Origin of the sequence: Streptomyces sp. WAC 06738 (genome assembly GCF_003945505.1) — a bacterium.
In the GTDB taxonomy this organism is placed as follows: domain Bacteria; phylum Actinomycetota; class Actinomycetes; order Streptomycetales; family Streptomycetaceae; genus Streptomyces.
Window position 1 is genome coordinate 7,313,785 of sequence record NZ_CP029618.1, and the last position, 26,098, is coordinate 7,339,882.

Annotated in this window: 29 protein-coding genes; 22 read left to right on the plus strand and 7 right to left on the minus strand. The window is 72.3% G+C overall.

The features are described 5' to 3' along the window. The first annotated feature begins 26 nt into the window (after positions 1-26). On the plus strand, positions 27-323 hold the full coding sequence (locus DMB38_RS31795) for a DUF1876 domain-containing protein (RefSeq protein ID WP_125938049.1): 297 nt from the start codon (positions 27-29) through the stop codon (positions 321-323). A 113-nt stretch (positions 324-436) separates the two neighbouring features. On the opposite strand, the gene DMB38_RS31800 is transcribed toward DMB38_RS31795, so the two are convergent. Next, the gene (locus DMB38_RS31800) at positions 437-1,309 is read right to left on the minus strand and encodes a universal stress protein (protein ID WP_125938050.1); all 873 of its coding nucleotides are present in this window, start codon (positions 1,307-1,309) and stop codon (positions 437-439) included. 198 nt (positions 1,310-1,507) lie between these two features. Between DMB38_RS31800 and DMB38_RS37570 the strand changes: the two genes are divergently transcribed. Next, the gene (locus DMB38_RS37570) at positions 1,508-2,680 is read left to right on the plus strand and encodes a GAF domain-containing protein (RefSeq protein WP_125938051.1); all 1,173 of its coding nucleotides are present in this window, start codon (positions 1,508-1,510) and stop codon (positions 2,678-2,680) included. A 23-nt stretch (positions 2,681-2,703) separates the two neighbouring features. Here the strand turns inward: DMB38_RS37570 and DMB38_RS31810 are convergent, their stop codons facing one another. From DMB38_RS31810 to DMB38_RS31820, 3 genes are read right to left on the minus strand one after another with little or no spacing between them, the layout of a single operon-like run. Next, on the minus strand, positions 2,704-3,411 hold the full coding sequence (locus DMB38_RS31810; RefSeq protein ID WP_125938052.1) for a response regulator transcription factor: 708 nt from the start codon (positions 3,409-3,411) through the stop codon (positions 2,704-2,706). Next, positions 3,408-4,166, minus strand: coding sequence for a CBS domain-containing protein (locus DMB38_RS31815; protein WP_125938053.1), 759 nt, complete (start codon positions 4,164-4,166; stop codon positions 3,408-3,410). The genes DMB38_RS31810 and DMB38_RS31815 overlap by 4 nt, the downstream gene beginning before the upstream one ends. 36 nt (positions 4,167-4,202) lie before the next feature. Then, positions 4,203-5,108, minus strand: coding sequence for a peptidoglycan recognition protein (locus DMB38_RS31820; RefSeq protein ID WP_125938054.1), 906 nt, complete (start codon positions 5,106-5,108; stop codon positions 4,203-4,205). Positions 5,109-5,299: 191 nt separating this feature from the next. Between DMB38_RS31820 and DMB38_RS31825 the strand changes: the two genes are divergently transcribed. The 8 genes from DMB38_RS31825 to DMB38_RS31860 all read left to right on the plus strand — a co-directional run bounded on the left by DMB38_RS31825 (position 5,300) and on the right by DMB38_RS31860 (position 13,262). Next, the gene (locus tag DMB38_RS31825; RefSeq protein ID WP_125938055.1) at positions 5,300-5,872 is read left to right on the plus strand and encodes a GNAT family protein; all 573 of its coding nucleotides are present in this window, start codon (positions 5,300-5,302) and stop codon (positions 5,870-5,872) included. A gap of 82 nt (positions 5,873-5,954) precedes the next feature. Further along, on the plus strand, positions 5,955-6,515 hold the full coding sequence (locus tag DMB38_RS31830; protein ID WP_125938056.1) for a SigE family RNA polymerase sigma factor: 561 nt from the start codon (positions 5,955-5,957) through the stop codon (positions 6,513-6,515). A gap of 5 nt (positions 6,516-6,520) precedes the next feature. After that, positions 6,521-7,381 (plus strand): hypothetical protein, encoded by an 861-nt coding sequence (locus DMB38_RS31835; protein WP_240662574.1) that lies wholly within the window; start codon positions 6,521-6,523, stop codon positions 7,379-7,381. Between the two features lie 159 nt (positions 7,382-7,540). Continuing rightward, complete coding sequence (locus tag DMB38_RS31840) at positions 7,541-8,992, plus strand: WGR domain-containing protein (RefSeq protein ID WP_125938058.1); 1,452 nt, start codon at positions 7,541-7,543, stop codon at positions 8,990-8,992. Between the two features lie 513 nt (positions 8,993-9,505). Next, positions 9,506-10,252: a ScbR family autoregulator-binding transcription factor gene (locus DMB38_RS31845; RefSeq protein ID WP_125938059.1), complete on the plus strand. Its 747-nt coding sequence runs from the start codon at positions 9,506-9,508 to the stop codon at positions 10,250-10,252. Positions 10,253-10,406: 154 nt separating this feature from the next. After that, entirely contained in the window at positions 10,407-10,601 is a 195-nt protein-coding gene (locus DMB38_RS31850) for an acyl-CoA carboxylase subunit epsilon (protein WP_125938060.1), read from the plus strand. 77 nt (positions 10,602-10,678) lie between these two features. Then, positions 10,679-12,211: an acyl-CoA carboxylase subunit beta gene (locus DMB38_RS31855; protein WP_240662792.1), complete on the plus strand. Its 1,533-nt coding sequence runs from the start codon at positions 10,679-10,681 to the stop codon at positions 12,209-12,211. 223 nt (positions 12,212-12,434) lie between these two features. Then, on the plus strand, positions 12,435-13,262 hold the full coding sequence (locus DMB38_RS31860) for an AfsR/SARP family transcriptional regulator (protein ID WP_125938062.1): 828 nt from the start codon (positions 12,435-12,437) through the stop codon (positions 13,260-13,262). A 57-nt stretch (positions 13,263-13,319) separates the two neighbouring features. Here the strand turns inward: DMB38_RS31860 and DMB38_RS31865 are convergent, their stop codons facing one another. Beyond that, a complete protein-coding gene (locus DMB38_RS31865; RefSeq protein ID WP_125938063.1) occupies positions 13,320-14,315 on the minus strand; it encodes an AfsR/SARP family transcriptional regulator in 996 nt (331 codons plus the stop codon). A 401-nt stretch (positions 14,316-14,716) separates the two neighbouring features. Between DMB38_RS31865 and DMB38_RS31870 the strand changes: the two genes are divergently transcribed. Further along, positions 14,717-15,541, plus strand: a complete 825-nt coding sequence (locus DMB38_RS31870; RefSeq protein ID WP_125938064.1) for an AfsR/SARP family transcriptional regulator — start codon at positions 14,717-14,719, stop codon at positions 15,539-15,541. Positions 15,542-15,713: 172 nt separating this feature from the next. Here DMB38_RS31870 and DMB38_RS31875 read toward each other — a convergent pair whose 3' ends face one another. Further along, the gene (locus tag DMB38_RS31875; RefSeq protein ID WP_125938065.1) at positions 15,714-15,959 is read right to left on the minus strand and encodes a DUF6059 family protein; all 246 of its coding nucleotides are present in this window, start codon (positions 15,957-15,959) and stop codon (positions 15,714-15,716) included. A gap of 213 nt (positions 15,960-16,172) precedes the next feature. Here DMB38_RS31875 and DMB38_RS31880 point away from each other — a divergent pair, with 213 nt between their 5' ends. From DMB38_RS31880 to DMB38_RS31885, 3 genes are all read left to right on the plus strand, one after another. Further along, entirely contained in the window at positions 16,173-17,129 is a 957-nt protein-coding gene (locus DMB38_RS31880; RefSeq protein WP_125938066.1) for an aromatase/cyclase, read from the plus strand. A gap of 552 nt (positions 17,130-17,681) precedes the next feature. Further along, positions 17,682-17,804, plus strand: a complete 123-nt coding sequence (locus DMB38_RS37575) for a hypothetical protein (RefSeq protein WP_276314981.1) — start codon at positions 17,682-17,684, stop codon at positions 17,802-17,804. A 2-nt stretch (positions 17,805-17,806) separates the two neighbouring features. Next, complete coding sequence (locus tag DMB38_RS31885) at positions 17,807-18,262, plus strand: TIGR03618 family F420-dependent PPOX class oxidoreductase (RefSeq protein ID WP_125938067.1); 456 nt, start codon at positions 17,807-17,809, stop codon at positions 18,260-18,262. Between the two features lie 56 nt (positions 18,263-18,318). Here DMB38_RS31885 and DMB38_RS31890 read toward each other — a convergent pair whose 3' ends face one another. Further along, positions 18,319-18,774, minus strand: coding sequence for a nuclear transport factor 2 family protein (locus tag DMB38_RS31890; protein WP_125938068.1), 456 nt, complete (start codon positions 18,772-18,774; stop codon positions 18,319-18,321). 178 nt (positions 18,775-18,952) lie between these two features. Between DMB38_RS31890 and DMB38_RS31895 the strand changes: the two genes are divergently transcribed. The 8 genes from DMB38_RS31895 to DMB38_RS31930 are packed head-to-tail and all read left to right on the plus strand — an operon-like array spanning position 18,953 to position 26,097. Then, the gene (locus DMB38_RS31895) at positions 18,953-20,413 is read left to right on the plus strand and encodes an FAD-dependent monooxygenase (RefSeq protein ID WP_125938069.1); all 1,461 of its coding nucleotides are present in this window, start codon (positions 18,953-18,955) and stop codon (positions 20,411-20,413) included. 51 nt (positions 20,414-20,464) lie between these two features. Continuing rightward, entirely contained in the window at positions 20,465-21,160 is a 696-nt protein-coding gene (locus DMB38_RS31900) for an antibiotic biosynthesis monooxygenase family protein (RefSeq protein ID WP_125938070.1), read from the plus strand. Positions 21,161-21,191: 31 nt separating this feature from the next. Then, entirely contained in the window at positions 21,192-21,524 is a 333-nt protein-coding gene (locus DMB38_RS31905; RefSeq protein ID WP_047019018.1) for a TcmI family type II polyketide cyclase, read from the plus strand. Further along, the gene (locus DMB38_RS31910; RefSeq protein ID WP_125938071.1) at positions 21,521-22,792 is read left to right on the plus strand and encodes a beta-ketoacyl-[acyl-carrier-protein] synthase family protein; all 1,272 of its coding nucleotides are present in this window, start codon (positions 21,521-21,523) and stop codon (positions 22,790-22,792) included. Before DMB38_RS31905 ends, DMB38_RS31910 begins: the two co-directional genes overlap by 4 nt. Beyond that, complete coding sequence (locus DMB38_RS31915) at positions 22,789-24,027, plus strand: ketosynthase chain-length factor (RefSeq protein WP_125938072.1); 1,239 nt, start codon at positions 22,789-22,791, stop codon at positions 24,025-24,027. Before DMB38_RS31910 ends, DMB38_RS31915 begins: the two co-directional genes overlap by 4 nt. 19 nt (positions 24,028-24,046) lie before the next feature. Continuing rightward, entirely contained in the window at positions 24,047-24,322 is a 276-nt protein-coding gene (locus DMB38_RS31920) for a phosphopantetheine-binding protein (RefSeq protein WP_101420559.1), read from the plus strand. 21 nt (positions 24,323-24,343) lie between these two features. Then, positions 24,344-25,129 carry a 3-oxoacyl-ACP reductase FabG gene (gene fabG / locus DMB38_RS31925; protein ID WP_125938073.1) on the plus strand — a complete coding sequence of 262 codons (786 nt, stop codon included), beginning with the start codon at positions 24,344-24,346 and terminating at the stop codon, positions 25,127-25,129. Between the two features lie 20 nt (positions 25,130-25,149). Continuing rightward, complete coding sequence (locus DMB38_RS31930; protein ID WP_125938074.1) at positions 25,150-26,097, plus strand: aromatase/cyclase; 948 nt, start codon at positions 25,150-25,152, stop codon at positions 26,095-26,097. The last annotated feature ends 1 nt before the right edge of the window (position 26,098 follow it).

The following is a 26,098-nucleotide window of genomic DNA, read 5'->3' on the forward strand; positions in this document are numbered from 1 at the left end:
CCGCACCGAGACGCGGAGGGAAGACGATGACGCACACCGTGAAATGGAACGTCGGCCTCCAGCTCTTCGAGGAGGCGGGCACGACGACGGCGCGCGTGGTGCTGGACACCGCGGCCGGGCGGTTCACCGGGCACGGGGACGCGCACAGGAACCCGGCCGACCCGGACGTGCCCGAGATCGGTGACGAGCTGGCCGCCGGCCGGGCGCTCGACGACCTCGGCCGGCAACTGGTGGACGTCGCCCGGCGGGACGTCGAGGCGATCGAGGCCACGGGGCCGAGCGCGCGTTCGGGCGACGGCTGGCCGTCCCCGGACCGGATGTGAGGAGACCGGCCGGGGCGCGGCCGTTCCGACCGCACAGCGGGTCCCGGCCGTGACGGGCTCTGACGGCATGCCGCGTCAGCGCTGACTTCGCGCTGCCGTTTCCCCGCACGCGGTCATTCGTGCGGGACGACGGCCACGGGCGCGAGGGCGTGGTGCATCAGGGCGTGCGTCACCGGGCCGATCAGCGTCGGGAACATCCGGCGCGTGTGCATACGGCGTCCCCCGACCAGCAGCCGGGCGCCGGCACCCTCTTCCAGCAGCCGCGGCGCCACCTCGCCGTCCAGCAGCACGCGCTCCGCCCGCACGTCCGGATAGCGCGCCCGCCAGCCGGCGAGGGCGGAGTCGAGGTTCTCCTGTGCCACGGCCTTCAGATCGGCGCCGACCCTCGGGTCCGGCAGCGCCGACGGGTAGGCGTAGATGGACGAGCGCCGCCACATGTGGACGACCCGGAGGAGGCTGCCCGTCCGGTGGGCGGCGGCGAAGGCGAACTCCAGCACGGGGTCGAATCCGTGGTCGAGGTCCACCCCCACCACCACCGGGAGTTCGCCGTCCGCGGTGTCCGGGTGCCAGTCCTGCCGTACGAGGACGGTGGGCCCGGTGACGTGCGCGACCACCGGCAGCGACACGCTGCCGGTGAAGAAGCCGGCAGCCGCACCGATGCCCCGTGACCCCAGGACGAGGAGTTCTCCGTCCCGCGCCGCGTCCAGCAGCGCCTTCACCGCCGATTCCGTCGTCGCGCCGCCGGTGATCTCCACCTCCGGGTAGCGCTCCGCCGTCTCCCGGCACGCGGCGGCGATCCGGTCGCGGACCCAGTCCTCGTGCGGCGAGCCGCCGGGGGCGGCCTGCCGGCTGTCCGTGGCCGACGCCCGGGCGTGGACGATACGCAGGGAGATCCGGCGCGCGGCCGCTTCCGCCGCCGCCCACCGGACGGCCGCCATGCTCGGATCCGACCCGTCCACGCCGACCACCACGTGCCGCGTTGTCATTGCTGCCTCCCCGGGGGGAATCGACCGGACCATCGGGTACACCGACCTGCCCGGCGGGGGTGGCCGGACCGACCCGGGGTGGGGCGAGTGTGACGCATCGTGACCTTGCCGCCCCGGAAGCAGGTCGCGAAAGCTGGCGCTAATGTGAGAAAGAGGGCACGAATGGGGGATCGTGGAGGGCCGGTGAGTGAACGGAGCGTGAGACCGTACGGGTGCCGGCCGGGCGAGACGATACGCCGGCCGGACCCGCCGCGGTTCACCGAACGGTGGCTCGAGGCCATCGCGGACATCACCGAGGGACTGCTCTCCGGGCTGGAGGAACCCGCCGTCCTGGAGATGATCGTCGATCGGGCCCGCCGCATTCTGCGGGCGGATCTCGGGGTCCTCGCCCTGGCCGGGGACGGCTCGGGCCCCCTGCGGGTGGCGCTGGCCTCCGGCGAGGAGGCGGAGACGTACCAGGGCGTGCTCCTGCCCCGCCGCGGATCGTTCGCCGGAGCCGCCGCCGGGGCCGGGAGACCGCTCACGAGCACCGACCTCTCCCGTGATCCGCGGATCACCGCGGGGTCGCCCGGCGCCCGGAGGCCCGGACCTGCGGTCGCCGTCCCCATGGTCGCCGGGGAGGGGGTCAGGGGCGTGCTCCTGCTCACCCGCGGCGATCGGCTCGACGTGTTCACCGAGGTGGAGACCGGCCCGCTGCTCGCCTTCGCGGGGCACGCCGCGGTCGCCATGGAACTCGCCGACCGCCGGCGCGACGCCGAGCGGATCGCCCTGCTGAAGGACCGCGACCGCATCGCGCGGGACCTGCACGACCTCGCGATCCAGCGGCTGTTCGCCACCGGGATATCGGTGCAGAGCGCACTGCGCTTCGTCGAGCACGAGGAGGCCAGGGTCCGTCTGCTGCGCGCCGTGGACGAACTGGACGAGACCACCCGGATCATCCGCTCGACGATCTTCGGCCTCCGTGCCGGGCGGGAGACGGCGGGCGGCGGCCTGCGGGCCCACGTCGTCCGGGCCGTGGAGGACGCCGTGCCGGTGCTCGGGTTCACCCCCTCCCTCCGCCTGGAGGGCCTCATCGACACGGACGTGCCGGGGGAGGTCGCCGACGCCGTCCGGGCGGTGCTGGGGGAGGCGCTCGCCAACGTCGGCCGGCACGCCCGGGCCGGCGCCGCCGAGGTGGTCCTCACCGTGACCGACGGCACGGCCACGCTGTCGGTACGGGACGACGGGGTGGGCATGCCGCGCGGGGGCAGGCGCAGCGGCCTCGCGAACCTCGCCGACCGCGCGGAGAAGCTCGGCGGCCGGCTCTCGGTCACCGCACCGCGGGCGGGCGGCACCTGCGTGACCTGGTCGGCGCCCCTCACCCGCCGATGACCGGGCCGGTGACCCGGCCCTCGTCAGCGGCCCCGGGTGCCGTCGCCGTCCGGCCGTACACCCGTCTCCGAGGCGATCACCGCGGCCTGGATGCGGCGCTCCACACCGAGCTTGGCCAGCAGCCGGGAGACGGTGTTCTTGACCGTCTTCTCGGAGAGGTAGAGGCGCTCACCGATCTCCCGGTTGGTGAGTCCCTCGCCGATCAGGCCGAGGATCTCCCGCTCCCGGGGCGCCAGATCGGAGAGCGGCCCTTCCGCTCCGGCGCCGCCGGGCTCTCCCCGGAGGGTGTCCAGCAGCCGGCGGGTCGTGGCCGGATCCAGCATCGACTGCCCCGAGGCGACCGTGCGTACGGCCGCGACCAGGTCGGAGCCCTTGATCTGCTTGAGTACGTAGCCCGCGGCCCCCGCGAGGATCGCGTCCAGCAGCGCCTCGTCGTCGTCGAACGAGGTGAGCATCAGGCACGGGAGGTCCGGCGTCAGGGAGCGCAGCTCCCGGCACACCGCGATCCCGTCACCGTCCGGGAGCCGGACGTCGAGGACCGCCACGTCGGGCCGGAGCGCCGGGCCGCGGGCCACGGCCTGGCCGGCCGTCGACGCCTCTCCCACCACGCGGATGTCGGGCTCGTCCTCCAGCAGGTCCCGCAGCCCACGCCGCACTACGTCGTGGTCGTCCAGCAGGAAGACCCGGATCGGCGCCGCGGCGGAGGCGGCGAACCCGCCCGGTGCGATCACGCCCGCTCCCCGGGCGGCGGCGCGGTCCCGTCCCCGGGGCCGTCGTCCCCTTCGTACCCCGTGGAGGCCGCTCCCCGCCCGCCCTGCTGCCCGTCCCCGGCGGGCGCGCCGTCGGGTCGCTCCAGCCGGAACCCGACGTCCACGACGCCTTCGACCGCCCGCGCCATCCGCGCGGCCAGCGGTACGAGCGAGGTGTTGCGGAACCAGCCGGAGAGCGTCACGACACCCTTGTCGACCCGTGCGTGCACGGTGGCCCCGCCGAGGGGGAACAGCGGGTCGAGGACCTGCCGTTGCACGTCCTCCGCGATGTCCTCGTCGGACCGGAGGAAGACCTTCAGCAGGTCGCCGCGGCTGACGATGCCGGTCAGGTGCCCCTCACCGTCCACGACAGGAAGCCGCTTCAAGCGCCGCCGCGCCATGGCCCGCGCGGCCTCCGCGAGGGTGGCGTCGGCCCGTACGGAGACGGCGGGCGTCGTCATGAGGTCACGCGCGACCACCGCACCGGCCTTCACGATGCCGCCCGGCCGCCGGTCCCGGTCCGCCACGGACAGCGCGCTGTCGCGGTACTCCTCCTTGGGCAGCAGATCGGCCTCCGACACCACTCCGGTGACCCGGCCGTCGCCCTCCAGCACGGGCAGCGCGCTGACCCGCCACTTGTGCATCGCCTCGGCGATCTCCTTGAAAGAAGCCTCGGGACCGACCGCGACGACCGTGTGCGTCATGACGTCACTGACCAGGTACGGCGAATGGTTCATGACGATCCTTCCGGGGCCCGTGGCCCGTTCCGCGGGTCAGGCGCCCGGGGCGGTGCCCGCGGGGCGGGCGTCGCTGCCGGGAGCCCGTCGCGCCCGGTCCTTCGCCTTCTTGCTTCCGGTCCGTCCTGCGTCCTTCTTGACCAGCACTTTCGCCTTGCTCTGCACCTGGGCGGCCTCTTTTCTGAGGGTGGGGAGCAGCCGTACGAGCGCCTCTCCCGGGCAGTTCGTCTCGTACGCGTCGATGTGGCCGAGGACGGCCGGCACCGAGACGGAGCCTTCCTCGGTGAACCGGGTGTTGCTGTTGGTGGAGACGACCTGGGTGCGGGCCGTGGGGGCGATCCCGGTGAGACCGAGCTTCCAGGCGATGAGCACCGCGAGGGACTTCCGCAGCGGCTTCGGTACGGGCACGCCCTCCGGGAACGTGCCGATCACGGCGATTCCGGTCGTGCCCCTGTTGAGGCCGAGTGTGTGCGCGCCGACCACCGCGCGGCCCACGCCGCCCAGGCGGCCCTCGAAGACCGTGCCGCACCGGTCGACGAGGAAGTTGTAGCCGAGGTCTCCCCAGCCCTTGCCGACGGCGTGTGCCTCGTACATGTCGCGTATGTAGTGAGGGCTCTCCGCGCAGTCGTAGTCGTTGAGGTGGCCGGTGTGGTGGATGACCACGGCGTGCACGGAGTCCGCGTAGCGCGGCTTCTGGTCGAGGAGCCGCGGATCGGCGCCCCACTGCTTGCGGCCGACGATGGCGGGCCGCAGCGCCTTGGCCGGGGCGTACGGATCGGCCGCCGCCTTCGGCGACCGCTCGCCGGGATCCGGGGAGGCGGCGAAGGGCAGGGTCCCGGTGAGAGCCAGCACGGTCACGACGGCCGCGATCACGGCCCCGGCGCCGGTGACCGCCCAGCGCAGGGGGCGCCGGGGCCTGTGGGAACCGCACACGCCTCTCATATCTTTCCAGCCTGGCGGCTCCCCGCCCGGCGCGCCCGCTGGACTGCTCTGTACGGAGTCTCCCGCGCTCCCGCGCCATGGGGCCGGCAGCCGCCATGGCCCCACGGAGCCGACGGCCGCGACCCCGGCGCGCCGGTCGCCCGCGGATATTCGGTGCCCTGCCCGCCCCCTGAGGACGCAAGATGGTCCGCATGACCCTGGCCACTCCCACGCTGCACACCGCCCGGCTGCGCCTGCGCCCCTTCACCGGCGCCGACGCGGAGCCCCTTTTCGCGCTGCACAGCAGCACCCACGCGATGCGCTACTGGGACTCCCCGCCGTGGACCGAACGCGCCCGCGCCGGGGTCTTCCTCGCGAGGTGCCGGACGATGGCGGAGGAAGGCACCGGGGCGCGGGTGGCCATCGACCGCGCGTCCGACGGCGCCTTCGTCGGCTGGTGCGGTCTGACGGCATTCGACCCGGACCACCGCAGCGCGTCGCTGGGCTACATCCTCGACCCGGCGATGTGGGGCCACGGCTACGCGACGGAAGCGGCACACGCGGTGCTGCGGTGGGCGTTCGACACCCTGGACCTGAACCGCGTCCAGGCCGAGGCCGATACGCGCAACGCGGCATCGGCCCGGGTGCTGGAGAAGACCGGATTCGTCCGCGAGGGGACGCTGCGGGAGGACTGCGTCGTGAACGGCGAGGTCTCCGACTCGTGGGTGTACGGCCTGATCAGACGAGACTGGCACCCGTCGGCCACGCGGGTCACGGCCGGCTGAGAGGGCGCCGCGGAACTCGCCCCCGTGGCCGGGCAACGCGGAACGGGCCCCCTGGACTCTGTGAGGGGTGAAGGGAGTGCCCATGACTGCCGAGCAGAGTGAGCGGGACACCGATTTCCAGAGTTTCATGGCGAGCCGGTGGCCGCGGCTGCTGCGTACGGCGTACCTGCTCACCGGGGAGCAGCACGCCGCGGAAGACCTCGCGCAGACCGCGCTGGAGCGCGCGTACGTCGCCTGGCGGCGGGTGACGCGCGCCGAGGATCCGGACGCGTACGTGCGCAGGATCCTCTTCAACGCCCATGCGCGGCGGTTCCGTTCCGGCCGGCGTGCCGAGCTGCCGAGCGGGCACAGCGGCGGCAGCGCGGGAGGAGCGCCTCCGGCCGGGCCGGACCGTATCGCCCAGGCGGACGACCGCCTGGCGCTGCTGCCGGCACTGCTCGCGCTGCCGCCCCGGCAGCGGCAGGCCGTGGTGCTGCGCTACTGGGAGGACCTGAGCGTGGAAGAGGCGGCGGCGGCCATGGGGTGCTCGACGGGAACGATCAAGAGCCAGACCGCCAAGGGCCTCGCCAAGCTGCGGGTCTCGCTCGTCCCCAGAGGGCGGACGGGCGGCACCCGCGAGCGCGCAGGCGGCCGAGAGAGGTGAGGGACGTGCACGAAGAGGGCATCGACACAGCTCTGCCGGAGCGGCTCGCGGCCGCGGCGGATCAGGTGGTCGTCACCCCGGTTCCGGCCGCCGCGGTGCTGCGTGCGGCGCGCCGCCGGCGTACCGGCAGAAGGCTGGCGCTGGGCGCCACCACCGTGGCCACGGGGGGCCTCCTCGCCGTCGGGCTGGGAGTGCTGCCCGAGTCCGGCGGGATGCGGGAGCCGACGGCCATCGTCGTCCCGCCGGGAAGTTCGTCCCCCGGCCAGGCCGGGGTGACGCAGCCGTCCAACGCGGTACTGGGCGAGGGCTCGGCGGACGGCTACGACTTCCGGGTGGAGGTCGACGTCTGGGCGGCCGCGGCCGACGAGGACGAGGTCTGGGACCAGGTCCAGGCGATGTACGAGAGCGACACGTTGTTGCCGTTCGAGGTCGAGAACGGCGCCAACTACCCGCCGGTCAAGGGCGAGGACGAGCTGCCCTACCGGCCGGGGAAGTCCTGGTACTTCCTCTACCTCTCGGAGAACGGCAACCCGCGCGGCCCGGCCGCGGAGGGAGAGGTGCTCACCGGCCGCGACGACGAGATCAGCGTCGACGGCACCCTCCTCGACGGCAACGGCAACGAGGGCCCCGACGCGGGGGCGACGTCGGTCAGGCTGATCTACGGCCACGTGCCGGAGGGGGTCGACCGGGCCGAGGTCGTGTGGAGGAACGGCACCGTGTCGGACCTGAAGCTGGTCGAGGCGGCGGGCTCGCCGGGCCACTGGTTCACGGCGGCCGGCCCGGGAGGCGGGGTCGAACCCAGCGAGCTGCGCACGTACGACCGCCACGGCCGGCCCGCCGAAGGCTACGACTTCCGAGGCTGGTGACCCGCGGGCGGACTCGGCCTCTGCCGGGGGTCGGAACGTGACTGACGGCCCGTCATCTCCCTCCTTCCGGCGGCTCCGGCGATGTCAGTGGCCCCTCCTAATATGCGCAGTGGTGGGCCCGCCGGAACGGGGCGGGCCCAGCTCGCGGAGGGGACTGCCATGGCTGCCGGTTCTGGGGTGTCGACGACGTATCTGGAGCTGTCGCAAGACGGCGGCGGGGCGCACAAGTTCTACGAGGTGCGCGTCGACGGGCCGACCGTGACCGTGCGTTACGGGCGGATAGGGGCCGCCGGGCAGACGCAGCGGACGACCTTCGCCACGGAGGGGAAGGCGAAGGCGGCCGCCGCGAAGAAGGTGGGGGAGAAGGTACGGAAGGGGTACGCGCCCGCGGTGCAGGGGCAGCGGGCCCCGCGTGCGGTGACCCGGCGTTCCGTGGCCTCGGCGCCGTCCACCGCGCGCGCGGTGGCCCCGGTGCTGTGGCGGTTCCGCACGGGCTCCTCGGCGTTCGGCATCCATGTCGACGACGAGCGCTGCTGGGTGGGCAACCAGGCCGGAGACGTCTACACCCTGGACCACGACGGCGGGGTCCTCGCGAGGTTCGGGCTGCCGGACGGCGTGAAGTGCCTGGTCGCCGACGACTTCTGGATCTACGCGGGGTGCGACGACGGCCGGGTGTACGACCTGTCGTCGAAGCTGCCGTTCGCCGCGTACGACATCGCGGCGGACGTCGACATCTTCTGGCTCGACATCCACGAGGGCGTGCTGAACGTCTCGGACCGCGCGGGACTGCTCACCGTCATCGACCACGAGGACGAGCACCAGTGGGCCCGCCGCAGCCGCGGGCAGCACGCCTGGCTGGTCCGCGCCGACGAGCGGGCGGTCTACCATGGCCACCACCAGGGGGTCACCGCCTACGCGCCCGACGGCAGCGGCGAGTTGTGGCACACGCCCACCCGGGGCGGCGTCCTCTTCGGCTGGCAGGAGGACGAAGCGGTGTACGCGGGCACCGCGCACCATGTCGTGCAGCGGCTGTCGAAGACCGCCGGCACGATCGAGGCCACGTACCCGTGCGACAGCGCGGTGTACTCGTGCGCCACCTCGCCCGGCGGGCGGTTCGTCTTCGCGGGGGACTCGCAGTCCTCCGTCTACTGCTTCGACCGGGACGGCGCCCGGCTCTGGAAGCTCGGCACCGGCGGCGGCTCCGCGCTGTCGATGCAGTACCGCGACGAACGGCTGTACCTGGTGACCACGGACGGCTCGCTGGTGTGCGTGGACGCGAGCGAGGCGGCCGTCTCCGCGGCGGAGCAGGGCACGGTCCCGACGGCCCGGGACGTCAAGCTCGACGCGGCGCTGCCCACGTACGCACCGGCCACCGCGGTGGCCGCCGTGGACACCGTCGCCCACGCCCCCGCCGGTGCCGTCGTCGTGGAGTGCGTGCGGGACGGCGGCCGCGTGCGGGTGCACGTGGTGTCCGAGGGCTACCACCCGTCCTGGAACGTCCAGTTCCCGCGCGCGATACGGGAGCCCGGCGCGCGCTACGTCGTGGACGCCCTGCACGCGGCGGCCGGCGGTTTCTACCGGGTCCGGGGCGAGATCCGCCGGCTGCTGTGACGCGGGCGGGCGCCGCCTGAGGCGGGCCCGGCCCGGAAAGCATTCGGGTCCGGCCCGCCATGAGCCGTGCGCAAGGCGGCGACTTGCGGAATCGGTGCGGGCGAATTGGTGCGCCGCAGGCCGGCCCGGCCGGAGGGCGGCGCCCGTCGCTTGAATACGCCCGCAATGGCGCCGCCCGAGTGGACCGGTGCGGTACATGACATGAGCAAGCGATTACGGCCCCGAATTTGGGCAGGAATTTGCCCGCACTTTGCTCCGTCCCGACCGGGGGGAGTGCGGCGCGCGGTGCCGCCCGCGCGACCGGCGCACGGGCCGGTCCCGGGCAGTCGACGGCGAGCGGCCACGTTTGTGACCGGTCCGTGTGGGATGATCGGAACTCTTCCCGCAACGGGCGGCGGGCTCGCGGCAATCGTGGATGTGCGTTCTGGGGGCGTGGGCGCGAATCCCCGGTTCCGGCGGCGTCGTCCCCGGTCCCGGACCTGTCCGGGGCAACGACCCCCCCAGGAGGTCCTCGTGGCGCGCCAGGAGCGAGCGATCCGCACCCGGGCTCAGATCCTCACTGCGGCTGCGTCCGTCTTCGGAGAGCGTGGGTACGAAGCGGCGACCGTCAGCGAGATATTGGCCAGGGCCGGTGTCACGAAAGGCGCCCTGTACTTTCACTTTCCGTCCAAGCGTGCGCTCGCCGAGGGCGTGCTGGCCGAGCAGTTGAACGACATAGACACACCGGCCAGGGAGTACCGCACCCAGGAAGTCATCGATACGGGCCTGGCGCTCGCCTATCGCGTACGCCGGGATCCGGTCATCAGCGCGCGCGCCTGGCTCTCCCTCGGTCAGGAGATGCAGCGGCTGTTCGGCGGCGGCGTGATCCCCGCGTGGCTGGCGGAAACGCGCCGCCTCCTGGAACAGGCCAAGGAGGAAGGCGAATTGCTTCCTCACATCACACCTGCCGAAACCGCCTGGGTCGTCTCCGCCTGCTGGACCGGAGTGCAGGTCTATTCGGCCACGCTGTCGAACGGCGACGACCTGGAGGAGAAGGTGTCGCTGCTCTTCGCCCATCTGCTGCCGTTCATCGCCGTCCCGGACGTCCTCGGGAAGCTCGACTACCGTGCCGAGCGGGCGGGGGAGGTCGTCGCCGAGATGGACCGCCGCTACGCGGAGCTGGCCGCGCGGGAGGCGGCGGGCGACACCGGGGCCGTGCAGCGGCTCCGGGGACGCGGGGACGCCGGGGAGCCGGGCGGCAGCCTCGCCGCCGGCGCGTGAGCGCCCGGCGGCGCGGCGGCGGTGCGTCGGTCCGCTGGACCGGCGCTCGCGTCCTGTTGGAGACCCGGGGCGTACGAGGCGGCGTCGAGCCGGAGCCCACCCGTGCTGCACCGGCGGCACCGAACGTGGCGGGAGGACCTCGAGGAGGTGGCCCATGCGTGACCGGGACGCGGTGAAGGTCGAGCGGGGCTCGGCGGACGCGGCGGAACTCGCCGCGCTCACGGTCGCCCTGCTGTCGAGACTGCGCACCGGGGCCGGGCTCTCCGGCGAGTTCATGCCGCACTCCGCGGCCGGCTGGCGCCGGTGGGAGCGCGCCGCCGCCTATCGCGCTCCGCACAGTTGGCAGTGAGGGGACATCTGATGACGACCGTCCAGGAACCGGTGCCGGCGCGACTCCGCACCGAGACCGGAGTCGCCTGCGAACGGATGCAGCAGTACCGCCGGATCCGTGCCCAGGCTCAGGCGGGGCCGAGTGAGCGGGCGACCGCCGCGCAGAGGGCGAAGGGGAAGCTGACTGCGCGGGAGCGGATCGATCTGCTGCTGGACGAGGGGTCGTTCAGTGAGGTGGAGCCGTTGCGGCGGCATCGTGCTTCGGGGTTCGGGCTGGAGGCGAAGCGGCCGTATACCGATGGCGTCATCACGGGTTGGGGGACGGTGCACGGGCGGACGGTGTTCGTCTATGCGCATGATTTCAGGATCTTCGGCGGCGCGCTGGGTGAGGCGCATGCGGAGAAGATCCACAAGATCATGGACAAGGCGATCGCGGCGGGTGCGCCGCTGGTGTCGCTGAACGACGGTGCGGGTGCGCGTATTCAGGAGGGTGTCTCGGCGCTCGCCGGTTACGGGGGGATCTTTCAGCGCAATACCCGTGCGTCGGGGGTGATTCCGCAGATCTCGGTGATGCTCGGTCCGTGTGCGGGTGGTGCGGCCTACAGTCCGGCGCTGACGGATTTCGTGTTCATGGTGCGTGAGACGTCGCAGATGTTCATCACCGGCCCGGACGTGGTCAAGGCGGTCACCGGCGAGGAGATCACGCAGAACGGTCTGGGTGGTGCGGATGTGCATGCGGAGACCTCGGGGGTGTGTCACTTCGCGTATGACGACGAGGTGACGTGCCTGGAGGAGGTGCGGTATCTGCTGTCGATGCTGCCGCAGAACAACCGCGAGAACCCTCCGGCGGTCACCGCCGAGGACCCCGCGGACAGGTCCGGGGCCGTGCTGCTGGATCTGGTGCCGGCGGACGGTAACCGCCCGTATGACATGCGCAGGGTGATCGAGGAGCTCGTCGATGACGGTGAGTACCTTGAGGTGCATGAGCGCTGGGCGACGAATCTGATCTGTGCGCTCACCCGGCTGGACGGTCAGGTGGTGGGGATCGTGGCCAACCAGCCGCAGTCCCTCGCGGGGGTTCTGGACATCGAGGCGAGCGAGAAGGGTGCCCGCTTTGTCCAGATGTGCGATGCTTTCAATATTCCGATCGTCACCCTGCTCGACGTCCCGGGCTTCCTGCCGGGGGTGGATCAGGAGCATGGCGGGATCATCCGGCATGGGGCGAAGCTGCTGTATGCGTACTGCAATGCCACGGTGCCGCGGATCTCGGTGGTGTTGCGGAAGGCGTACGGCGGGGCGTACATCGTGATGGACAGTCAGTCCATCGGTGCGGATCTGACGTATGCCTGGCCGACCAACGAGATCGCGGTGATGGGTGCGGAGGGCGCGGCGAACGTGATCTTCCGGCGTGACATCGCGGCCGCGGACGACCCCGACGCCAAGCGCACCGACATGGTCAAGCAGTACAAGGCGGAGCTGATGCACCCCTACTACGCGGCCGAACGCGGCCTCGTGGACGACGTCATCGACCCCGTGGACACCCGCCGGGTACTGATCCGCTCATTCGCGATGTTGCGTACGAAGCACGCGAACCTCCCCGCACGTAAGCACGGCAACCCGCCCATGTAGTGCGGAACATCACATGTCACCAAAGAGCGGCGCCTTCTCCGGGCGCCGCAGCTCAACGCAGCTTTCACCAAGGGTGACAGTTTTGTCGACACGGTGATGCATTGACAAACAGACCGCTCCGTATCTTTAATCGAGTGATTCGCGTCACGGTGCACACTGTGATCAGGGGCAGCAGTGGACACGGGGCACGTCAAGCGTGGTCCGCTGCACAAATGGGGGAGCGATGAACATCGAAGTGCTTGGTCCGTTAGCAGTGCACATACGGGGGAAAATCGTTCTCCCGACGGCACCCAAACCGAGGAAGCTGCTCGCCATGCTGGCGCTGCGCGCAGACCGGATGGTGCCGATACCGGTCCTGATCGATGAGCTCTGGGGCGAGAACCCGCCGCGGAGCGCCCGCACCACCATGCAGACGTACGTCCTCCAGCTTCGCGAACTCATCGGGGAGGCGCTGGAGCTGGGCGGAGGCGACCGCGCGGCCGCCAAGGACGTCCTGGTCACCCTGCCGGGCGGGTACCGGCTGGAGACCGGCGGCGGAAGCGTCGACTTCCGCGAGTTCGACCGCCGGGTGCTCGCCGGCTACCGCGCCTTCGACGCGGAGGACTTCCACGCCGCCGCGCGGCTGCTGCGCAGCGCGCTCTCGCTGTGGACGGCGCCCGCCCTCGCGGACGTCCAGCCGGGCCCGTACATCCGGATGGAGATCAACCGCCTGGAGGAGGCGCGGCTGTGCGCGCTCGACCGGCGGATGGAGGTCGATCTGCGCCTCGGCCGGCACCGGGAGGTCCTCTCGGAGCTGACGCTGCTGGTCAACCAGCACCGCACGCACGAGAGCCTGCACCGGCAGTTCATGCTGGCGCTGCACCGCTGCGGGCGGCGCGGCGAGGCGCTCAACGCCTACCAGCGGCTGCGCACCACCCTCGTGGAGGAGCTGGGCCTGGAGCCCTCGCCCCAACTGCAGCGGCTGCAGCGGGCCATCCTCACCTCGCGCGGGACGCAGTCCCCGGGGCGCGGGATGGTCAGGCAGCCGGTGGCGCCGGCCCGGCACGGATGACCGATGGGGTCCGCGTGCCGCTCGTCGCGCATGGGGGGCGCGGCGGGCGGCCGTCGGTCAACGGCTGCCGGCGGGGCGGGCGGCGAGCTGGTCGAAGCGCTGGAGCAGCGCCTGATGGTCGCGGGTGAGCCGGTCGATGTGACGCCGCAGGCGGGCGATCTCACCGTGCAGGGCGCGGTCACCGCCGTCCGGCGGCGCCGCGGCGTCCGTGCGCACACCGGGCTCCCGCGCGTCGAGGAGGGGCCCCATCGGGACGGCGAGCCGCCCCGAGTGCCCGGCGCAGTCCGGCGGATCGAGCGCCGGATCGTGGTCGAGCACCGCGCTGAGGCGGCCGCGGAGCGCGGGCCCCGGCTCGATGCCCAGCTCCTGGGCGAGCCGGGCGCGTGCCCTGTCGTACACGCTCAGCGCGTCGGCCTGCCGGCCGCAGCGGTAGAGCGCCACCATCAGCAGGTCGTAGAAGCGTTCCCGCAGCGGGTGGTGGACGGTCAGCTCGGTCAGCTCGCCGGTGATCTCGTGGTGCCGCCGGGTCCGCAGGCACGCCTCGTACAGCGCCTCGAGCGCGACGAGTCGCGCCTCCTCCAACTGCGCGACCTCGCCGGCGCACATGTCGAGCGGTGCCCCCTCCAGGACGGGGCCCCGCCAGAGCGCCAGCGCCCGCCGCAGCAGCCGGGCGGCCCGTTCGGGATCGCGGTCCAGGAGTGAGCGACCCTCCAGCGCGGCCCGCCGGAAGCGGCCCGCGTCCGTCGCCGCCCCGCCGAGGCGCAGCGCGTAGCCCGCCGCGCACGTGGTGATCCACTCCTGCTGCGGCTCGTCGGGGCGGGAAGGGGGGAGGAGCCGGCGCAGCCGGCGGATGTGGGCCTGGAGGGCGTTGGCCTTGTTGGCGGGCGGGGTCTGGGCCCACAGCTCGTCGATGAGCCGGCGGGCCCCCACCGTCCGGTTCGCCTTGGTGATGAGCGCACCGAGCAGCGCGCGCTGCTTGGCTCCGCTCGGCACGATGCGCAGACCGGTGCGCTCGTCGTGGACCTCCACGGAGCCCAGGATGCGAAACTCCATCGCTTTTACTCCTTGCCCCTTGGGCTCGAACCGGAACGAGTGCTCCCTGCGAAAAAGCTCTGGTGGCAGAACTGATCGAGTTCTTCGCGGTGTTTATCCCCACGAGGATCTTAGGGCCCCGAGAAGGCTGCGGCTTGTCTGCTCGAGCGGCTTCCAGGGCGTTGTGTAATGAGGCTCAAGTCTGTGGAGGTGGTGATTCCTGAGTTCCGGGCCAACGGAATTGGAGAGCCGCTTGAAGAGCGATCCAGGGGCAATGGGGGGAAGGCGGGATGGTTGTTACCGTGCTTCCTGCCATGGCTCGGGCGGAAGAGCGTCGGAGTCCCACGATGCGACAAAATCGACATCAACGGCCGGCTGCCCGTCCGGAAACGGCGGCGGCCGGGTGAGGTACGGAGGAAACCGTGCGTATGAAGGTTTTGGGTCCGCTGAACGCCGAGGTCAACGGGACGTCCGTGGTACCCACGGCCAGCAAGCCTCGTCAGATCTTGGCACTGCTCGCCCTTTATCCGGGGCGGGTTGTTCCGGTATCGACACTCATGGAGGAGATCTGGGGTACGAAACTGCCGGCGAGCGCGATGACGACACTGCAGACCTACATCCTCCAGCTCCGCAGACGCCTCGGCACCGCCATGGGCCCCGACGCCCCGGGCACGGCGAAGGACATCCTCGCCACGCGGTACGGGGGTTACGTCCTGCAGATCCCGCCTGAACGGGTCGACGTCTACGAGTACGAACGCCTCGTGGCGGCCGGTCAGCGGGCCGTCGAGGAGCACGGGGACGACCGGAAGGCGGCCGAGCTCTTCCGGCGCGGCCTCGACCTGTGGGACGGCTCCGCGCTCGTCGACATCCGGGTGGGCCCCGTCCTGGAGATCGAGGTGACCCGGCTGGAGGAGAGCCGGCTGGTGACCCGGGAGCGGTGCATCGACGCCGACCTGCGGCTCGGCCGGCATATCGAGCTGATCGCCGAACTCACCGATCTGGTCGCCCGCTACCCGCAGCACGAGGGGCTGCACTCCCAGGCGATGGTGGCCCTCTACCGATCCGGCCGCCAGGCCTCCGCGCTGGAGATCTACCGGCGGCTGCGCCGCCGGCTGATCGAGGACCTGGGGGTCGAGCCGTCGCCCCAGCTCCAGCGTCTGCACCACGCCATGCTCTCCGTCGACCCGCAGCTCGACGTCGCCGCGGGTCCCCGCCGGACGTCCACCTTCGACCTGTACGCCGTCTGACGTCCGTTACGCAGTCTGACGTCCGTACGCCCTCCGGCGTCCGGACGCCTTCCGAAGTCACCCGCCGCCCCGGCCCGTACGAGCCGCGCCGCGCCGGTGCCGCCGTGAGGCGCACCGCCCGGCGAGCCGCCCGGCCACCGGGGCCTCCGAGACCCCCCACCCGCCGCTGCCGCTAGGGCCGCCGGTTCAGCTCCTGCTCGATGGCCTGCTCCAGCGGGGTGAGGGCCATGCCGGGGCAGAGCCGTTCCGGATGGCCCGCCGGTGGCCCCGCCGGTGGCCTCTCCGGCTCCGCGGGCCGCTGCTCCGGGGCCGTCCCGGGTTCCCGGATCGCGCCCGTGTAGTACATGCCGAAGGCCATCAGGCAGCGGTACAGCTCCCGCGTCACGCACTTCCCGAGGGCTCGCACGAACGATCGCATGGCGGCGCTCATCCCTTCCTTCCCTCGTCGGCCGGGCCCGTCATACGCACCTACCCGTCCGTACGTACCCGTCTCCGGCACGTACACCTTCGGTGAGCCGGGTCGAGGGCCCTTCGAAGCCGCCTCAAGCGCCGCGCCGCAGGCTGGGCCGACGACGCGAGCGGAACCCGAGCCGGGCGAGAGCCGGTCGCCGGCAGAGGAAAGGGGCACCACATGCCGACGAGCGGTGTGCACCGCACCTGCCGGCGGATGGAAGTGGCGTCTCCCGCGGGGGTGGTCTACGGGCTCATCGCCGACGCGGGACGATGGCCGATCTTCTTCCCGCACCACATCCACGTGGAGCAACTCGCCTTCGACGGCGGCGTGCAGCGGCTGCGGATGTGGGTGAGCGCCGCGGGCGAGATCAGGTCGTGGCACCTCGTCCGCTCCCTCGACGCCGTACGCAGACGGGTCGAGTTCCGGCTGGAGTTGCAGGCGGAGCCGGTCAGCGCGGTCGTCGGAAGCTGGAGCGTCGAGCCGCTGGGCTCCGGGCGGGCCCGGGTCGCGCTGCGGCACCACTTCTTCGTCGCCGGGGACGCGGCCGACGACATCGCCTGGGTGGTGCGGGCGATGGACGACACCAGCAGGGTCGAGCTGGCGCGGCTCAAGTCGCTCGCCGCCCGCTGGACCCGCCTCGACGACCTCGTGCTCACCTGCGAGGACTCCGTCCACGTCAACGGCCCCGTGGAGCGCGTCTACGACTTCTTCTACCGTGCGGCGCACTGGCCGCGGCGGGTCCCGCACATCTCCCGGGTGCGGTTGCGGGAGCGCCGGCCCGGCGTCCAGACGATGGCCATGGACATCCGGGCGCCCGACGGCAGGATGCGCCGCTCGCAGTCGGTGCGCCTCGGCTTCCCGCACGCGGGGCGGATCGTCTACAAGGACACCGCGATGCCGTCGCTGATGGCCGCGCACACCGGCGAGTGGTCGATCGAGCCGGAGATCCACGGCGTACGGATCGTCTCCCACCACAAGGTGGTGCTCCAGGAGGACGTCGCCCGCTCCCTCGACGGCACCCGGACCGGACTCGCGGCCGTCAGGCAGCGCGTCAGGGAACGGCTGGGGCGCAGCAGCGTCGCCGCGATGAACCTGGCGAAGAGGCACGCGGAGAGCGCGGTCCGGCCTCGGTGACCGACAGCTCGTCCGCCCCGTCCCCGCCGGCCGGCCCGGCGGCGGACCGCGCGGCCCGGCTGGAGGCGCCGCTCGGCGATCCGCGGAAGCCGCGCAACCCGCACGGGCGCGCCGCGCTGCCGCGGGCGGACGAGCCCGGCGAACTCCCGGCCCCGGCGGGGTGGAGCGGGCCGCGGAGCTGGTGCCGCGCGCCCTCGGCGGCCGCCTCGACGGGCTCGACGGGCTCGCCGCCGTGCTCCGCCCCCAGGGGCGGCGGCACTTCGGGCTCGGCTGGACCCGCGGCGCGGCGGCGGTGTGGGCGGACGGGCACCGGGGGGGCAGCGCGCGGCGGCGTCGGCCCGGCTCACCGGTCCCTTCGCCGACGAGGTACGGGCCCTGGGCCGCCGCTGCGCGGCCCTGCCCGGCGTCGGCACCGCCGCCCCCGCGCCGGTGCCCGAGCCCGGTTCCACGGTGCGTCGAGCCGGTCTTCCGGCGCCTCTCCATCCAGCCCTTAGCGCTGCGCGTGAAGCTGCTGTGACGGCGCGACCGCCGACGGACTCCGAGGAGGGGACTATGGACGAAGAGGACTCCGTGATCCGTCCGACCGACATGCCGCAGCCCGCCCCGATGCTCAGGCTGCCGGGCTGCGACGACGACGATCCGACGGAACCGAACGTGGTACGGGGGATCGACTGACGATGACGCTGTCCCACCGCCCCGAGGCGGCGCGCGGCCCGGAAGGAACCGAGGCCGTCCCCGCGGCCCTGCCCGGGGTCACGCCGGGGGTCGCCGCCTTCCTGACCGCGCCGCACGCCGCCGTGCTCACCACCCTCAGGCAGGACGGGTCCCCGCACCTCGCGCCGGTCCGCTTCACCTGGGACCCCGGCACGGGCCTCGTCCGGGTGCTGACGGTGCGGACGGCGCGCAAGGCCCGCAACCTGCTGGCCAGTCCGGGGGCGGCGACCGCGCTGTGCCAGGTCGACGGCTTCCGGTGGGTGACCCTGGAGGGCCCCGCGGAGGTCTCGGACCACCCCGCCCGGGTCGAGGAGGGCGTGCGCCGCTACGCCGAGCGCTACTGGTCGGCGCCGCCGAACCCGCCCGGACGGGTGGTCGTGGAGCTGCGGGTCGAGCGGGTGATGAGCCTCAACTGCTAGGCCCTGCCCGACGAATCCCGCCCCCGGCAGGGCCCCTCGTTTCCGCCCCCGGGAGGTCAGCTCCCGGGCGGCGTCCCCTCCAGCCAGATGACGGTGAACTCCAGCAGGGTGAGCCGCCACCGGCCGTCGTCCGTGCGCCGGGCCTCGCCGCTCACCCCGGTGCCGGTGACGAAGAGCGGCGGCCGGTCGCCGCCCGGGTGGTGCACGTGGGTGGAGACGAGGTTCGCGCGCAGTTTCGCCACGTTCCCGCGGACGTCGGTCACCACGGGCGAGTGGAGATGCTGGGTGCGCGCGAACGCGGCGAGCGACGCGCGGTGCCATTCCGCCATCCCCCTGATGCCCTCGTGCCGGCTCATCGGGAACACCACGGCCGCGTCCTCCGTGAAAAGCCCGCGGGCCCAGTCGTCGTCCAGTTCCGCGGTGTCGAGACCGATCAGATAGGCATCCACGAGTCCGGCCACGGCGGTGGCGTCGAGAAATTCGAGAACGGCAGGTGATTCGGTGGAAGTCATGGCACGAGGATGCTGCAGGGAGCCATATCAGGCCAAGCGCGGATGTGCTTCCTCTGACATTCTTGACGTTCTTCTGTAATTCCCTGTCAGAGTTCTGTACTGATTCGTCTTTACCGCTCACCGGCCGCCTGCCCATACTCGTCCCGACACCAGTGGGAACGACGACAGTTGGGCGACGATGGATAATCATGACGCAGATGTGATCATCGTGGGAGCCGGGCCCACCGGACTCATGCTCGCGGGCGAACTGAGCCTGCACGGAATATCGGTCGCGGTGCTGGAGAAGCTCACCGAGCCCATGCGGCAGTCCCGCGCGCTCGGCTTCTCCGCCCGTACGATAGAGGAATTCGCGCAGCGCGGTCTGCTCAGCCGCCTCGGCGACGTGGACGTCATTCCCGTCGGGCACTTCGGCGGCGTACCCCTCGATTACCGCGTGCTCGCCGGCGGTTCCTACGGCGCCCGCGGAATTCCGCAGTCGCGCACGGAGGCCATGCTGGCGGGCTGGATCGGCGAACGCGGCGTCGAGGTCCGCCGCGGCGTCGAGGCGACCGGCCTGGCGCAGGACGCGGAGGGGGTCACCCTCACCCTCGCGGACGGCGGCAGCCTGCGGGCGCGGTACGTCATCGGCTGCGACGGCGCGCGCAGCGTCGTGCGCACCGCCGCGGGCATCGACTTCCCCGGTACGGACCCCGCCATCGAGCTGCGGTTCGCCGACATCTCCGGGGTGCGACTGCGGCCCCGGTTCAGCGGCGAGGCCGTGCCCGGTGGCATGGTGATGGTGCTGCCGCTCGGCCCCGACCGCTGCCGCATCATCTACTACGACCGCCGCGAGCCGCTGCGCACGAGCACCGAGCCGATCACCTTCGCGGAGGTCACCGAGGCGTTCGGGCGGCTGGCCGGCGAGGACATCTCCGGCGCCACCCCGCACTGGGTCAGCTCCACCACCGACGTGAGCCGGCAGGCCGCCGAGTACCGGCGCGGCCGGGTCTTCGTCGCCGGCGACGCCGCCCACATCCACCTGCCGATCGGCGCGCAGGGCATGAGCGCGGGCGTCCAGGACGCGGTCAACCTGGGCTGGAAGCTCGCCCTGGTACTCAAGGACCGGGCCTCCGACGCGCTGCTCGACACGTACCACACGGAGCGCCACCCGGTCGGCGCGCGCATCCTCGCCAACACCCTCGCGCAGCGCATCCTCTACCTCGGCGACGACGAAGTCACGCCGCTGCGCGACGTGTTCGCCGAGCTGACCCGGCACGACGAGGTGCAGCGGCACCTGGTCGGCATGGTCACGGGCCTGGACATCAGGCACGACATGGGTCCCGGAGACCACCCCCTGCTCGGCCGCCGGCTGGCGGACGCCGAGCTGGTCAGGGACGGCTCGAAGACCACGGTGTACGAACTGCTGCGGACCGGCCGCGGCGTGCTCCTCGACCTCTCCGGCGGCCCGCGGCTCCGGGCGGCGGCCGGCGGCTGGGGCGACCGGGTCGACGTGGTGGCCGCGGAGCCCGGCGAAGGGCTGCCGGAGAGCACCGCGATCCTCGTGCGCCCCGACGGCTACATCGCCTGGATCGCCGGGATCCGGGAGAGCGCGGCGGGACTCGACGAGGCCCTCACGCGCTGGTTCGGCCCCGCGGCCTGACCCCCGGCACCCTACGGAAACCCACTTCTCCACCGACTCAAGGAGACAGGCATGCCCATTCTCTCCCCCGAGGACAAGCACCTGACCGTCCTCAACCTCTTCACCACCGACAAGCCCGAGAACCAGGACCGGCTCATCACGGAGATGCGGAAGATCGTCGACACCGCCGCCTTCGAGGGCTGGCTCTCCTCCACCGTGCACGCCGGCCAGGAGAGCCCCGGCACCGCCAACTTCATCCAGTGGCGCAGCGGCGAGGACCTGGAGGCGCGGTACGCGGGCGAGGAGTTCAAGCACCGCACGCTGCCCGTCTTCGGCGAGATCACCACCTCCATCCGGCTGCTCCAGAACGAGATCGTCTACACCCAGCGCCACCCCTCCCAGGGAAGCGTCACCGAGGTGTCCCCCGATCGCGACGACTTCACCGTCATCGAGGTCTTCAAGACCACCGAGGAGAACCAGGCGCGGCTCGTCGAGGCGCTGGGCGAGGGCCAGAAGTGGTTGGTGGACGTGCCGGGTTACCGCTCCCACACGGTCTTTCGCGGCCTGCGCGCCCGCTTCATGGAGGGCGCCTTCGCGGTCGTCTACTCCCAGTGGGAGAGCAAGGAGGCGCACGACGCCTACCGCACCCGGCCGGAGGCCGACATGTCGGAGACCCGCCGCAACTCGGAGGCGACGCTCAAGTCGCTGGCCACCGAGCGGGACTGGAACTCCTACCGCGTGGTGCACAGCCGCAAAGCCGGTGAGTGACCGCCCGCGAGCAGCACGAGGAGAGAGAGCCATGCACCGCAGCACCCTGATCGTGGCCCGGATGGCGCCGGACTCGGCCGCCGACGTGGCCCGGCTGTTCGAGCGGTTCGACGGGACCGACATGCCCGGGCGCATGGGCACCACGCGCCGGCAGCTCTTCAGCTTCCACGGGCTCTACTTCCACCTCCAGGACTTCGCGTCCGGCGAGGGCGAAGAGCGCATCGAGGGGGCCAAGGACGACCCCCGCTTCGTGCGCATCAGCGACGACCTGAAGCCGTACATCGAGCCGTACGACCCCGTGACCTGGCGCTCGCCGCGCGACGCCATGGCCACACGCTTCTACGCCTGGGAGGCGGGCGCATGACCCAGCGTCGCGTCGTGATCACCGGGATGGAGGTGATAGCGCCCGGCGGTGTCGGCCGGGAGGAGTTCTGGGAGGAGATCAGCGAGGGCCGTACGGCGACCCGGGGCATCACGTTCTTCGACCCCGCCCCGTTCCGGTCCCGCGTCGCGGCGCAGATCGACTTCTGCGGGCTCGACCACGGGCTGAGCCCGCAGGAGGTACGCCGCATGGACCGCGCGGCCCAGCTCGCGGTGGTCGCCGCGCGCAACGCGGTCGCCGACAGCGGCCTCGACCCGGCGGGGCTCGACCCGTTCCGGGTCGGGGTGACGGTCGGCAGCGCCGTCGGGGCCACGATGAGCCTCGACAGCGAGTACCGGGTCGTCAGCGACGGGGGCCGGCTGGACCTCGTCGACCACCGCTACGCCGTCCCGCACCTCTACAACCACCTGGTCCCCAGCTCCTTCGCGACCGAGGTGGCCTGGGCGGTCGGCGGCCAGGGGCCCACCGCCGTGGTGTCCACCGGCTGCACCTCCGGCATCGACGCCGTCGGCTACGGCGTCGACCTGCTGCGCGAGGGCTCCGTGGACATCATGGTGGCGGGGGCCTCCGACGCGCCGATCTCGCCGATCACCATGGCCTGCTTCGACGCGATCAAGGCCACCACACCCCGCCACGACGAGCCGGAGCGCGCCTCCCGGCCCTTCGACGGCACCCGCAACGGCTTCGTCCTCGGCGAGGGCAGCGCCTTCTTCGTCCTGGAGGAGCTGGAGAGCGCGAAGAAGCGGGGCGCGCGCATCTACGCCGAGATCGCCGGCTACGCGACCCGCTCGAACGCCTACCACATGACCGGACTGCGCCGCGACGGCGCCGAGATGGCCGAGGCGATCCGGCTCGCGATCGACGAGGCCAGGCTCAACCCCGAGGACGTCGACTACATCAACGCGCACGGCTCGGGCACCAAGCAGAACGACCGCCACGAGACCGAGGCGTTCAAGAAGAGCCTCGGCGACCACGCCTACCGGACGCCGGTCAGCTCGATCAAGTCGATGGTGGGGCACTCGCTCGGCGCCATCGGCTCCATCGAGATCGCCGCGTCCGCCCTGGCGATGCAGCACGACGTCGTGCCGCCCACCGCCAACCTGCACACCCCCGACCCCGAGTGCGACCTCGACTACGTGCCCCTGACCGCCCGCGAGCACCGGGTGGACACCGTGCTCACCGTCGGCAGCGGTTTCGGCGGCTTCCAGAGCGCCATGGTGCTCGCTTCCCCGGAGAGGAGCCCCCTATGACCGCGGTCGCGGTCACCGGCCTGGGCATCGCCGCGCCCAACGGCCTGGGCACCGCCGACTACTGGGCGGCCACCCGCGGCGGCAAGAGCGGCATCGGCCGCATCACCCGGTTCGACCCGTCCGGCTATCCGGCGCGCCTTGCGGGGGAGATCCCCGGCTTCGTCGACGCCGACCACCTGCCCAGCAGGCTGCTGCCGCAGACGGACCGCGTCACGCGGCTCGCGCTGACGGCGGCCGACTGGGCGCTGGCCGACGCGGGCGTCGACACCGGGGAGTTCGACCCGCTGGACATGGGCGTGATCACCGCGAGCCACGCGGGCGGCTTCGAGTTCGGCCAGTACGAGCTGCAGAGCCTGTGGTCCAAGGGCAGCCAGTACGTGTCCGCGTACCAGTCCTTCGCCTGGTTCTACGCGGTCAACAGCGGCCAGATCTCCATCCGGCACGGCCTGAAGGGGCCGAGCGGCGTCGTCGTCACCGACGAGGCCGGCGGACTCGACGCGCTGGCGCAGGCCCGCAGGCAGATCCGCAAGGGCACGCCCCTGGTGGTCTCCGGCGCCGTCGACGCCTCGCTGTGCCCGTGGGGCTGGGTGGCGCAGTTGGCCGCCGGGCGGATGAGCGAACGCGACGAACCGACGCGCGCGTACGTGCCGTTCGACCGCGACGCCACCGGCTACGTGCCGGGGGAGGGCGGCGCGATCCTCGTCCTGGAGGACGCGGCCGCCGCCCGCGCCCGCGGCGCCCGGAGCTACGGGGAGATCGCCGGCTACGGCGCCACCCTGGAACCGGGCCCCGAGGCCGGCCCCGGGCACGCACACCGGGGGGCGCTGCGCCGGTCGATCGAGATCGCCCTCGCCGACGCCGGTCTCGACACCGGCGACGTCGACGTCGTCTTCGCCGACGGCGCGGGCGTGCCCGAGGAGGACGCGGCCGAGGCCGAGACGCTGTGCGAGGTCTTCGGGCCGCGCGCGGTGCCGGTCACCGTACCCAAGTCGATGACCGGCCGGCTCTACTCCGGCGCCGCGTCGCTGGACGTCGCGGCCGCACTGCTGGCCATGCGCGACGGCGTCATCCCGCCCACCGTGCACGTCGACCCCTGCCCCGAGTACGACCTGGATCTCGTGCTGCACCAGGCCAGGCCGGCCGCGGCGCTGCGGCACGCGCTCGTACTGGCCCGCGGCCACGGCGGCTTCAACGCCGCCATGGTGCTGCGCGCCCACCCGACCACCACCGGCTGAGACGGACGGACGGATACCGATGACCGACAAACCCTTCACCCTCGACGACCTCAAGCGGGTCCTGCTCCAGGCCGCGGGCGCCGACGAGTCCACGGACCTGGACGGCGACATCCTCGACGCCACCTTCGAGGTCCTGGGCTACGAGTCGCTGGCGCTGCTGGAGACCGCGGGCCAGATCGAGCGCGAGTACGGGATCTCCCTCGACGACGACGCGCTGGCGGACGACCTGACCCCCCGCACCCTGATCGACCTCGTCAACGGCCATCTGGCCGCGGCCCGCGCCACCACCGCCTGAGCGAACAGTGAGGAAGAAGCCATGACACACCAGCCGGCACGCGTCGCCCTCGTCACCGGCGCGACCAGCGGCATCGGCCTGTCCGTCGCCACGCTGCTCGCCTCGCAGGGCTACCAGGTGTTCCTCGGCGCCCGCACCGAGGACGGCGTCGTCGCCACCGTGAAGTCCCTGAAGGACAAGGGGTACGACGTCGAGGGCCAGGTGCTCGACGTCCGCGACACCGACTCGATCGAGAGCTTCGTCCGGGCCGCCGTCGAGACCTTCGGCGACGTCGCCGTCCTCGTCAACAACGCCGGCAGGTCCGGCGGCGGCGTCACCGCCGACATCGCCGACGAACTGTGGGACGACGTCATCGACACCAACCTCAACAGCGTCTTCCGCATGACCCGTGCCGTGCTCACCCTCGGCGGGATGCGGAACCGCGACAGCGGCCGCATCATCAACATCGCCTCGACCGCGGGCAAGCAGGGCGTCGTGCTCGGCGCCCCCTACTCGGCCTCCAAGCACGGCGTCGTCGGCTTCACCAAGGCGCTCGGCAACGAGCTGGCGCCCACCGGCATCACCGTGAACGCCGTCTGCCCCGGCTATGTCGAGACGCCGATGGCGCAGCGGGTGCGGCAGGGCTACGCCGCCGCGTACGAGACGACCGAGGCCGCGATCCTCGCCAAGTTCCAGGCGAAGATCCCGCTCGGCCGCTACAGCACCCCCGACGAGGTCGCCGGCATGGTCGGCTACCTCGCCTCCGACACCGCCGCTTCCGTCACCTCCCAGGCGCTGAACGTCTGCGGCGGCCTCGGCAACTTCTGACCCGGCAAGGAGCAGCCGTCATGACAACTCGCGAGGTCGAGCACACGATCGAGATCAGTGCTCCCGCCGACACCATCTACACCCTGCTGGCCGACGTCGGCCACTGGCCGCGGATCTTCCCGCCGACGATCTACGCCGACCGGGAGGAGACGGGGCCGGACGAGGAGCGCATCAGGATCTGGGCCACCGCCAACGGCGCGGCCAAGAACTGGACGTCGCGCCGCTTCCTGTACCCGGCGGAACGCCGCATCCGGTTCCGCCAGGAGGTCAGCACCCCGCCGGTCGCCGAGATGGGCGGCACCTGGATCATCGAGGAGCTCGGCGCGGGCGGGTCGCGGGTGCGGCTGCTGCACGACTACCGGGCGATCGGCGACGACCCGGACGACCTGGCCTGGATCGACCGGGCCGTGGACACCAACAGCACCAGCGAGCTGGCCTCGCTGAAGGAGAACGTCGAGCGGGCGCACGCCGCCGACCGGTCCGAGCTGACCTTCTCCTTCTCCGACGGGGTACGGATCGAGGGCACCGCCAAGGACGCCTTCGACTTCATCAACGAGGCCGGCCAGTGGCCCGAGCGGCTGCCGCACGTGGCGACCGTGCGCTTCAGCGAGGACACCCCGGGGCTGCAGTCCCTGGAGATGGACACCCGGGCGAAGGACGGCTCGACGCACACCACCAAGTCCTACCGGGTGGCCTTCGCGCCGCACCGGATCGCCTACAAGCAGGTGACGCTGCCCGCGCTGATGACCCTGCACACGGGGATCTGGACCTTCGAGGAGGACGGCGACGGGGGCGCCGTCACCGCCACCTCCCAGCACACCGTCACGATCAACACCGAGAACATCGCCCGCATCCTGGGCGAGCAGGCCACCGTGGCGGACGCCCGCGCGTACGTCCAGGGCGCGCTCAGCGCCAACAGCAGCGCCACCCTGGCGCACGCCAAGGACTACGCGGAGCGGATGGCCTGAG

Coding starts and splice junctions, on each gene's coding strand:
- DMB38_RS31885 (WP_125938067.1), top strand. CDS start 17,807: ATGACGCTGTCCCACCGCCCCGAGGCGGCGCGCGGCCCGGAAGGAACC.
- DMB38_RS31860 (WP_125938062.1), top strand. CDS start 12,435: ATGAACATCGAAGTGCTTGGTCCGTTAGCAGTGCACATACGGGGGAAA.
- DMB38_RS31915 (WP_125938072.1), top strand. CDS start 22,789: ATGACCGCGGTCGCGGTCACCGGCCTGGGCATCGCCGCGCCCAACGGC.
- DMB38_RS31880 (WP_125938066.1), top strand. CDS start 16,173: ATGCCGACGAGCGGTGTGCACCGCACCTGCCGGCGGATGGAAGTGGCG.
- DMB38_RS31850 (WP_125938060.1), top strand. CDS start 10,407: ATGCGTGACCGGGACGCGGTGAAGGTCGAGCGGGGCTCGGCGGACGCG.
- DMB38_RS31910 (WP_125938071.1), top strand. CDS start 21,521: ATGACCCAGCGTCGCGTCGTGATCACCGGGATGGAGGTGATAGCGCCC.
- DMB38_RS31815 (WP_125938053.1), bottom strand. CDS start 4,166: ATGAACCATTCGCCGTACCTGGTCAGTGACGTCATGACGCACACGGTC.
- DMB38_RS31830 (WP_125938056.1), top strand. CDS start 5,955: ATGACTGCCGAGCAGAGTGAGCGGGACACCGATTTCCAGAGTTTCATG.
- DMB38_RS31795 (WP_125938049.1), top strand. CDS start 27: ATGACGCACACCGTGAAATGGAACGTCGGCCTCCAGCTCTTCGAGGAG.
- DMB38_RS31820 (WP_125938054.1), bottom strand. CDS start 5,108: ATGAGAGGCGTGTGCGGTTCCCACAGGCCCCGGCGCCCCCTGCGCTGG.
- DMB38_RS31930 (WP_125938074.1), top strand. CDS start 25,150: ATGACAACTCGCGAGGTCGAGCACACGATCGAGATCAGTGCTCCCGCC.
- DMB38_RS31800 (WP_125938050.1), bottom strand. CDS start 1,309: ATGACAACGCGGCACGTGGTGGTCGGCGTGGACGGGTCGGATCCGAGC.
- DMB38_RS31920 (WP_101420559.1), top strand. CDS start 24,047: ATGACCGACAAACCCTTCACCCTCGACGACCTCAAGCGGGTCCTGCTC.
- fabG (WP_125938073.1), top strand. CDS start 24,344: ATGACACACCAGCCGGCACGCGTCGCCCTCGTCACCGGCGCGACCAGC.
- DMB38_RS31855 (WP_240662792.1), top strand. CDS start 10,679: ATGCAGCAGTACCGCCGGATCCGTGCCCAGGCTCAGGCGGGGCCGAGT.
- DMB38_RS31895 (WP_125938069.1), top strand. CDS start 18,953: ATGGATAATCATGACGCAGATGTGATCATCGTGGGAGCCGGGCCCACC.
- DMB38_RS31900 (WP_125938070.1), top strand. CDS start 20,465: ATGCCCATTCTCTCCCCCGAGGACAAGCACCTGACCGTCCTCAACCTC.
- DMB38_RS31905 (WP_047019018.1), top strand. CDS start 21,192: ATGCACCGCAGCACCCTGATCGTGGCCCGGATGGCGCCGGACTCGGCC.
- DMB38_RS31865 (WP_125938063.1), bottom strand. CDS start 14,315: ATGGAGTTTCGCATCCTGGGCTCCGTGGAGGTCCACGACGAGCGCACC.
- DMB38_RS31825 (WP_125938055.1), top strand. CDS start 5,300: ATGACCCTGGCCACTCCCACGCTGCACACCGCCCGGCTGCGCCTGCGC.
- DMB38_RS31890 (WP_125938068.1), bottom strand. CDS start 18,774: ATGACTTCCACCGAATCACCTGCCGTTCTCGAATTTCTCGACGCCACC.
- DMB38_RS37575 (WP_276314981.1), top strand. CDS start 17,682: ATGGACGAAGAGGACTCCGTGATCCGTCCGACCGACATGCCGCAGCCC.
- DMB38_RS31840 (WP_125938058.1), top strand. CDS start 7,541: ATGGCTGCCGGTTCTGGGGTGTCGACGACGTATCTGGAGCTGTCGCAA.
- DMB38_RS31875 (WP_125938065.1), bottom strand. CDS start 15,959: ATGCGATCGTTCGTGCGAGCCCTCGGGAAGTGCGTGACGCGGGAGCTG.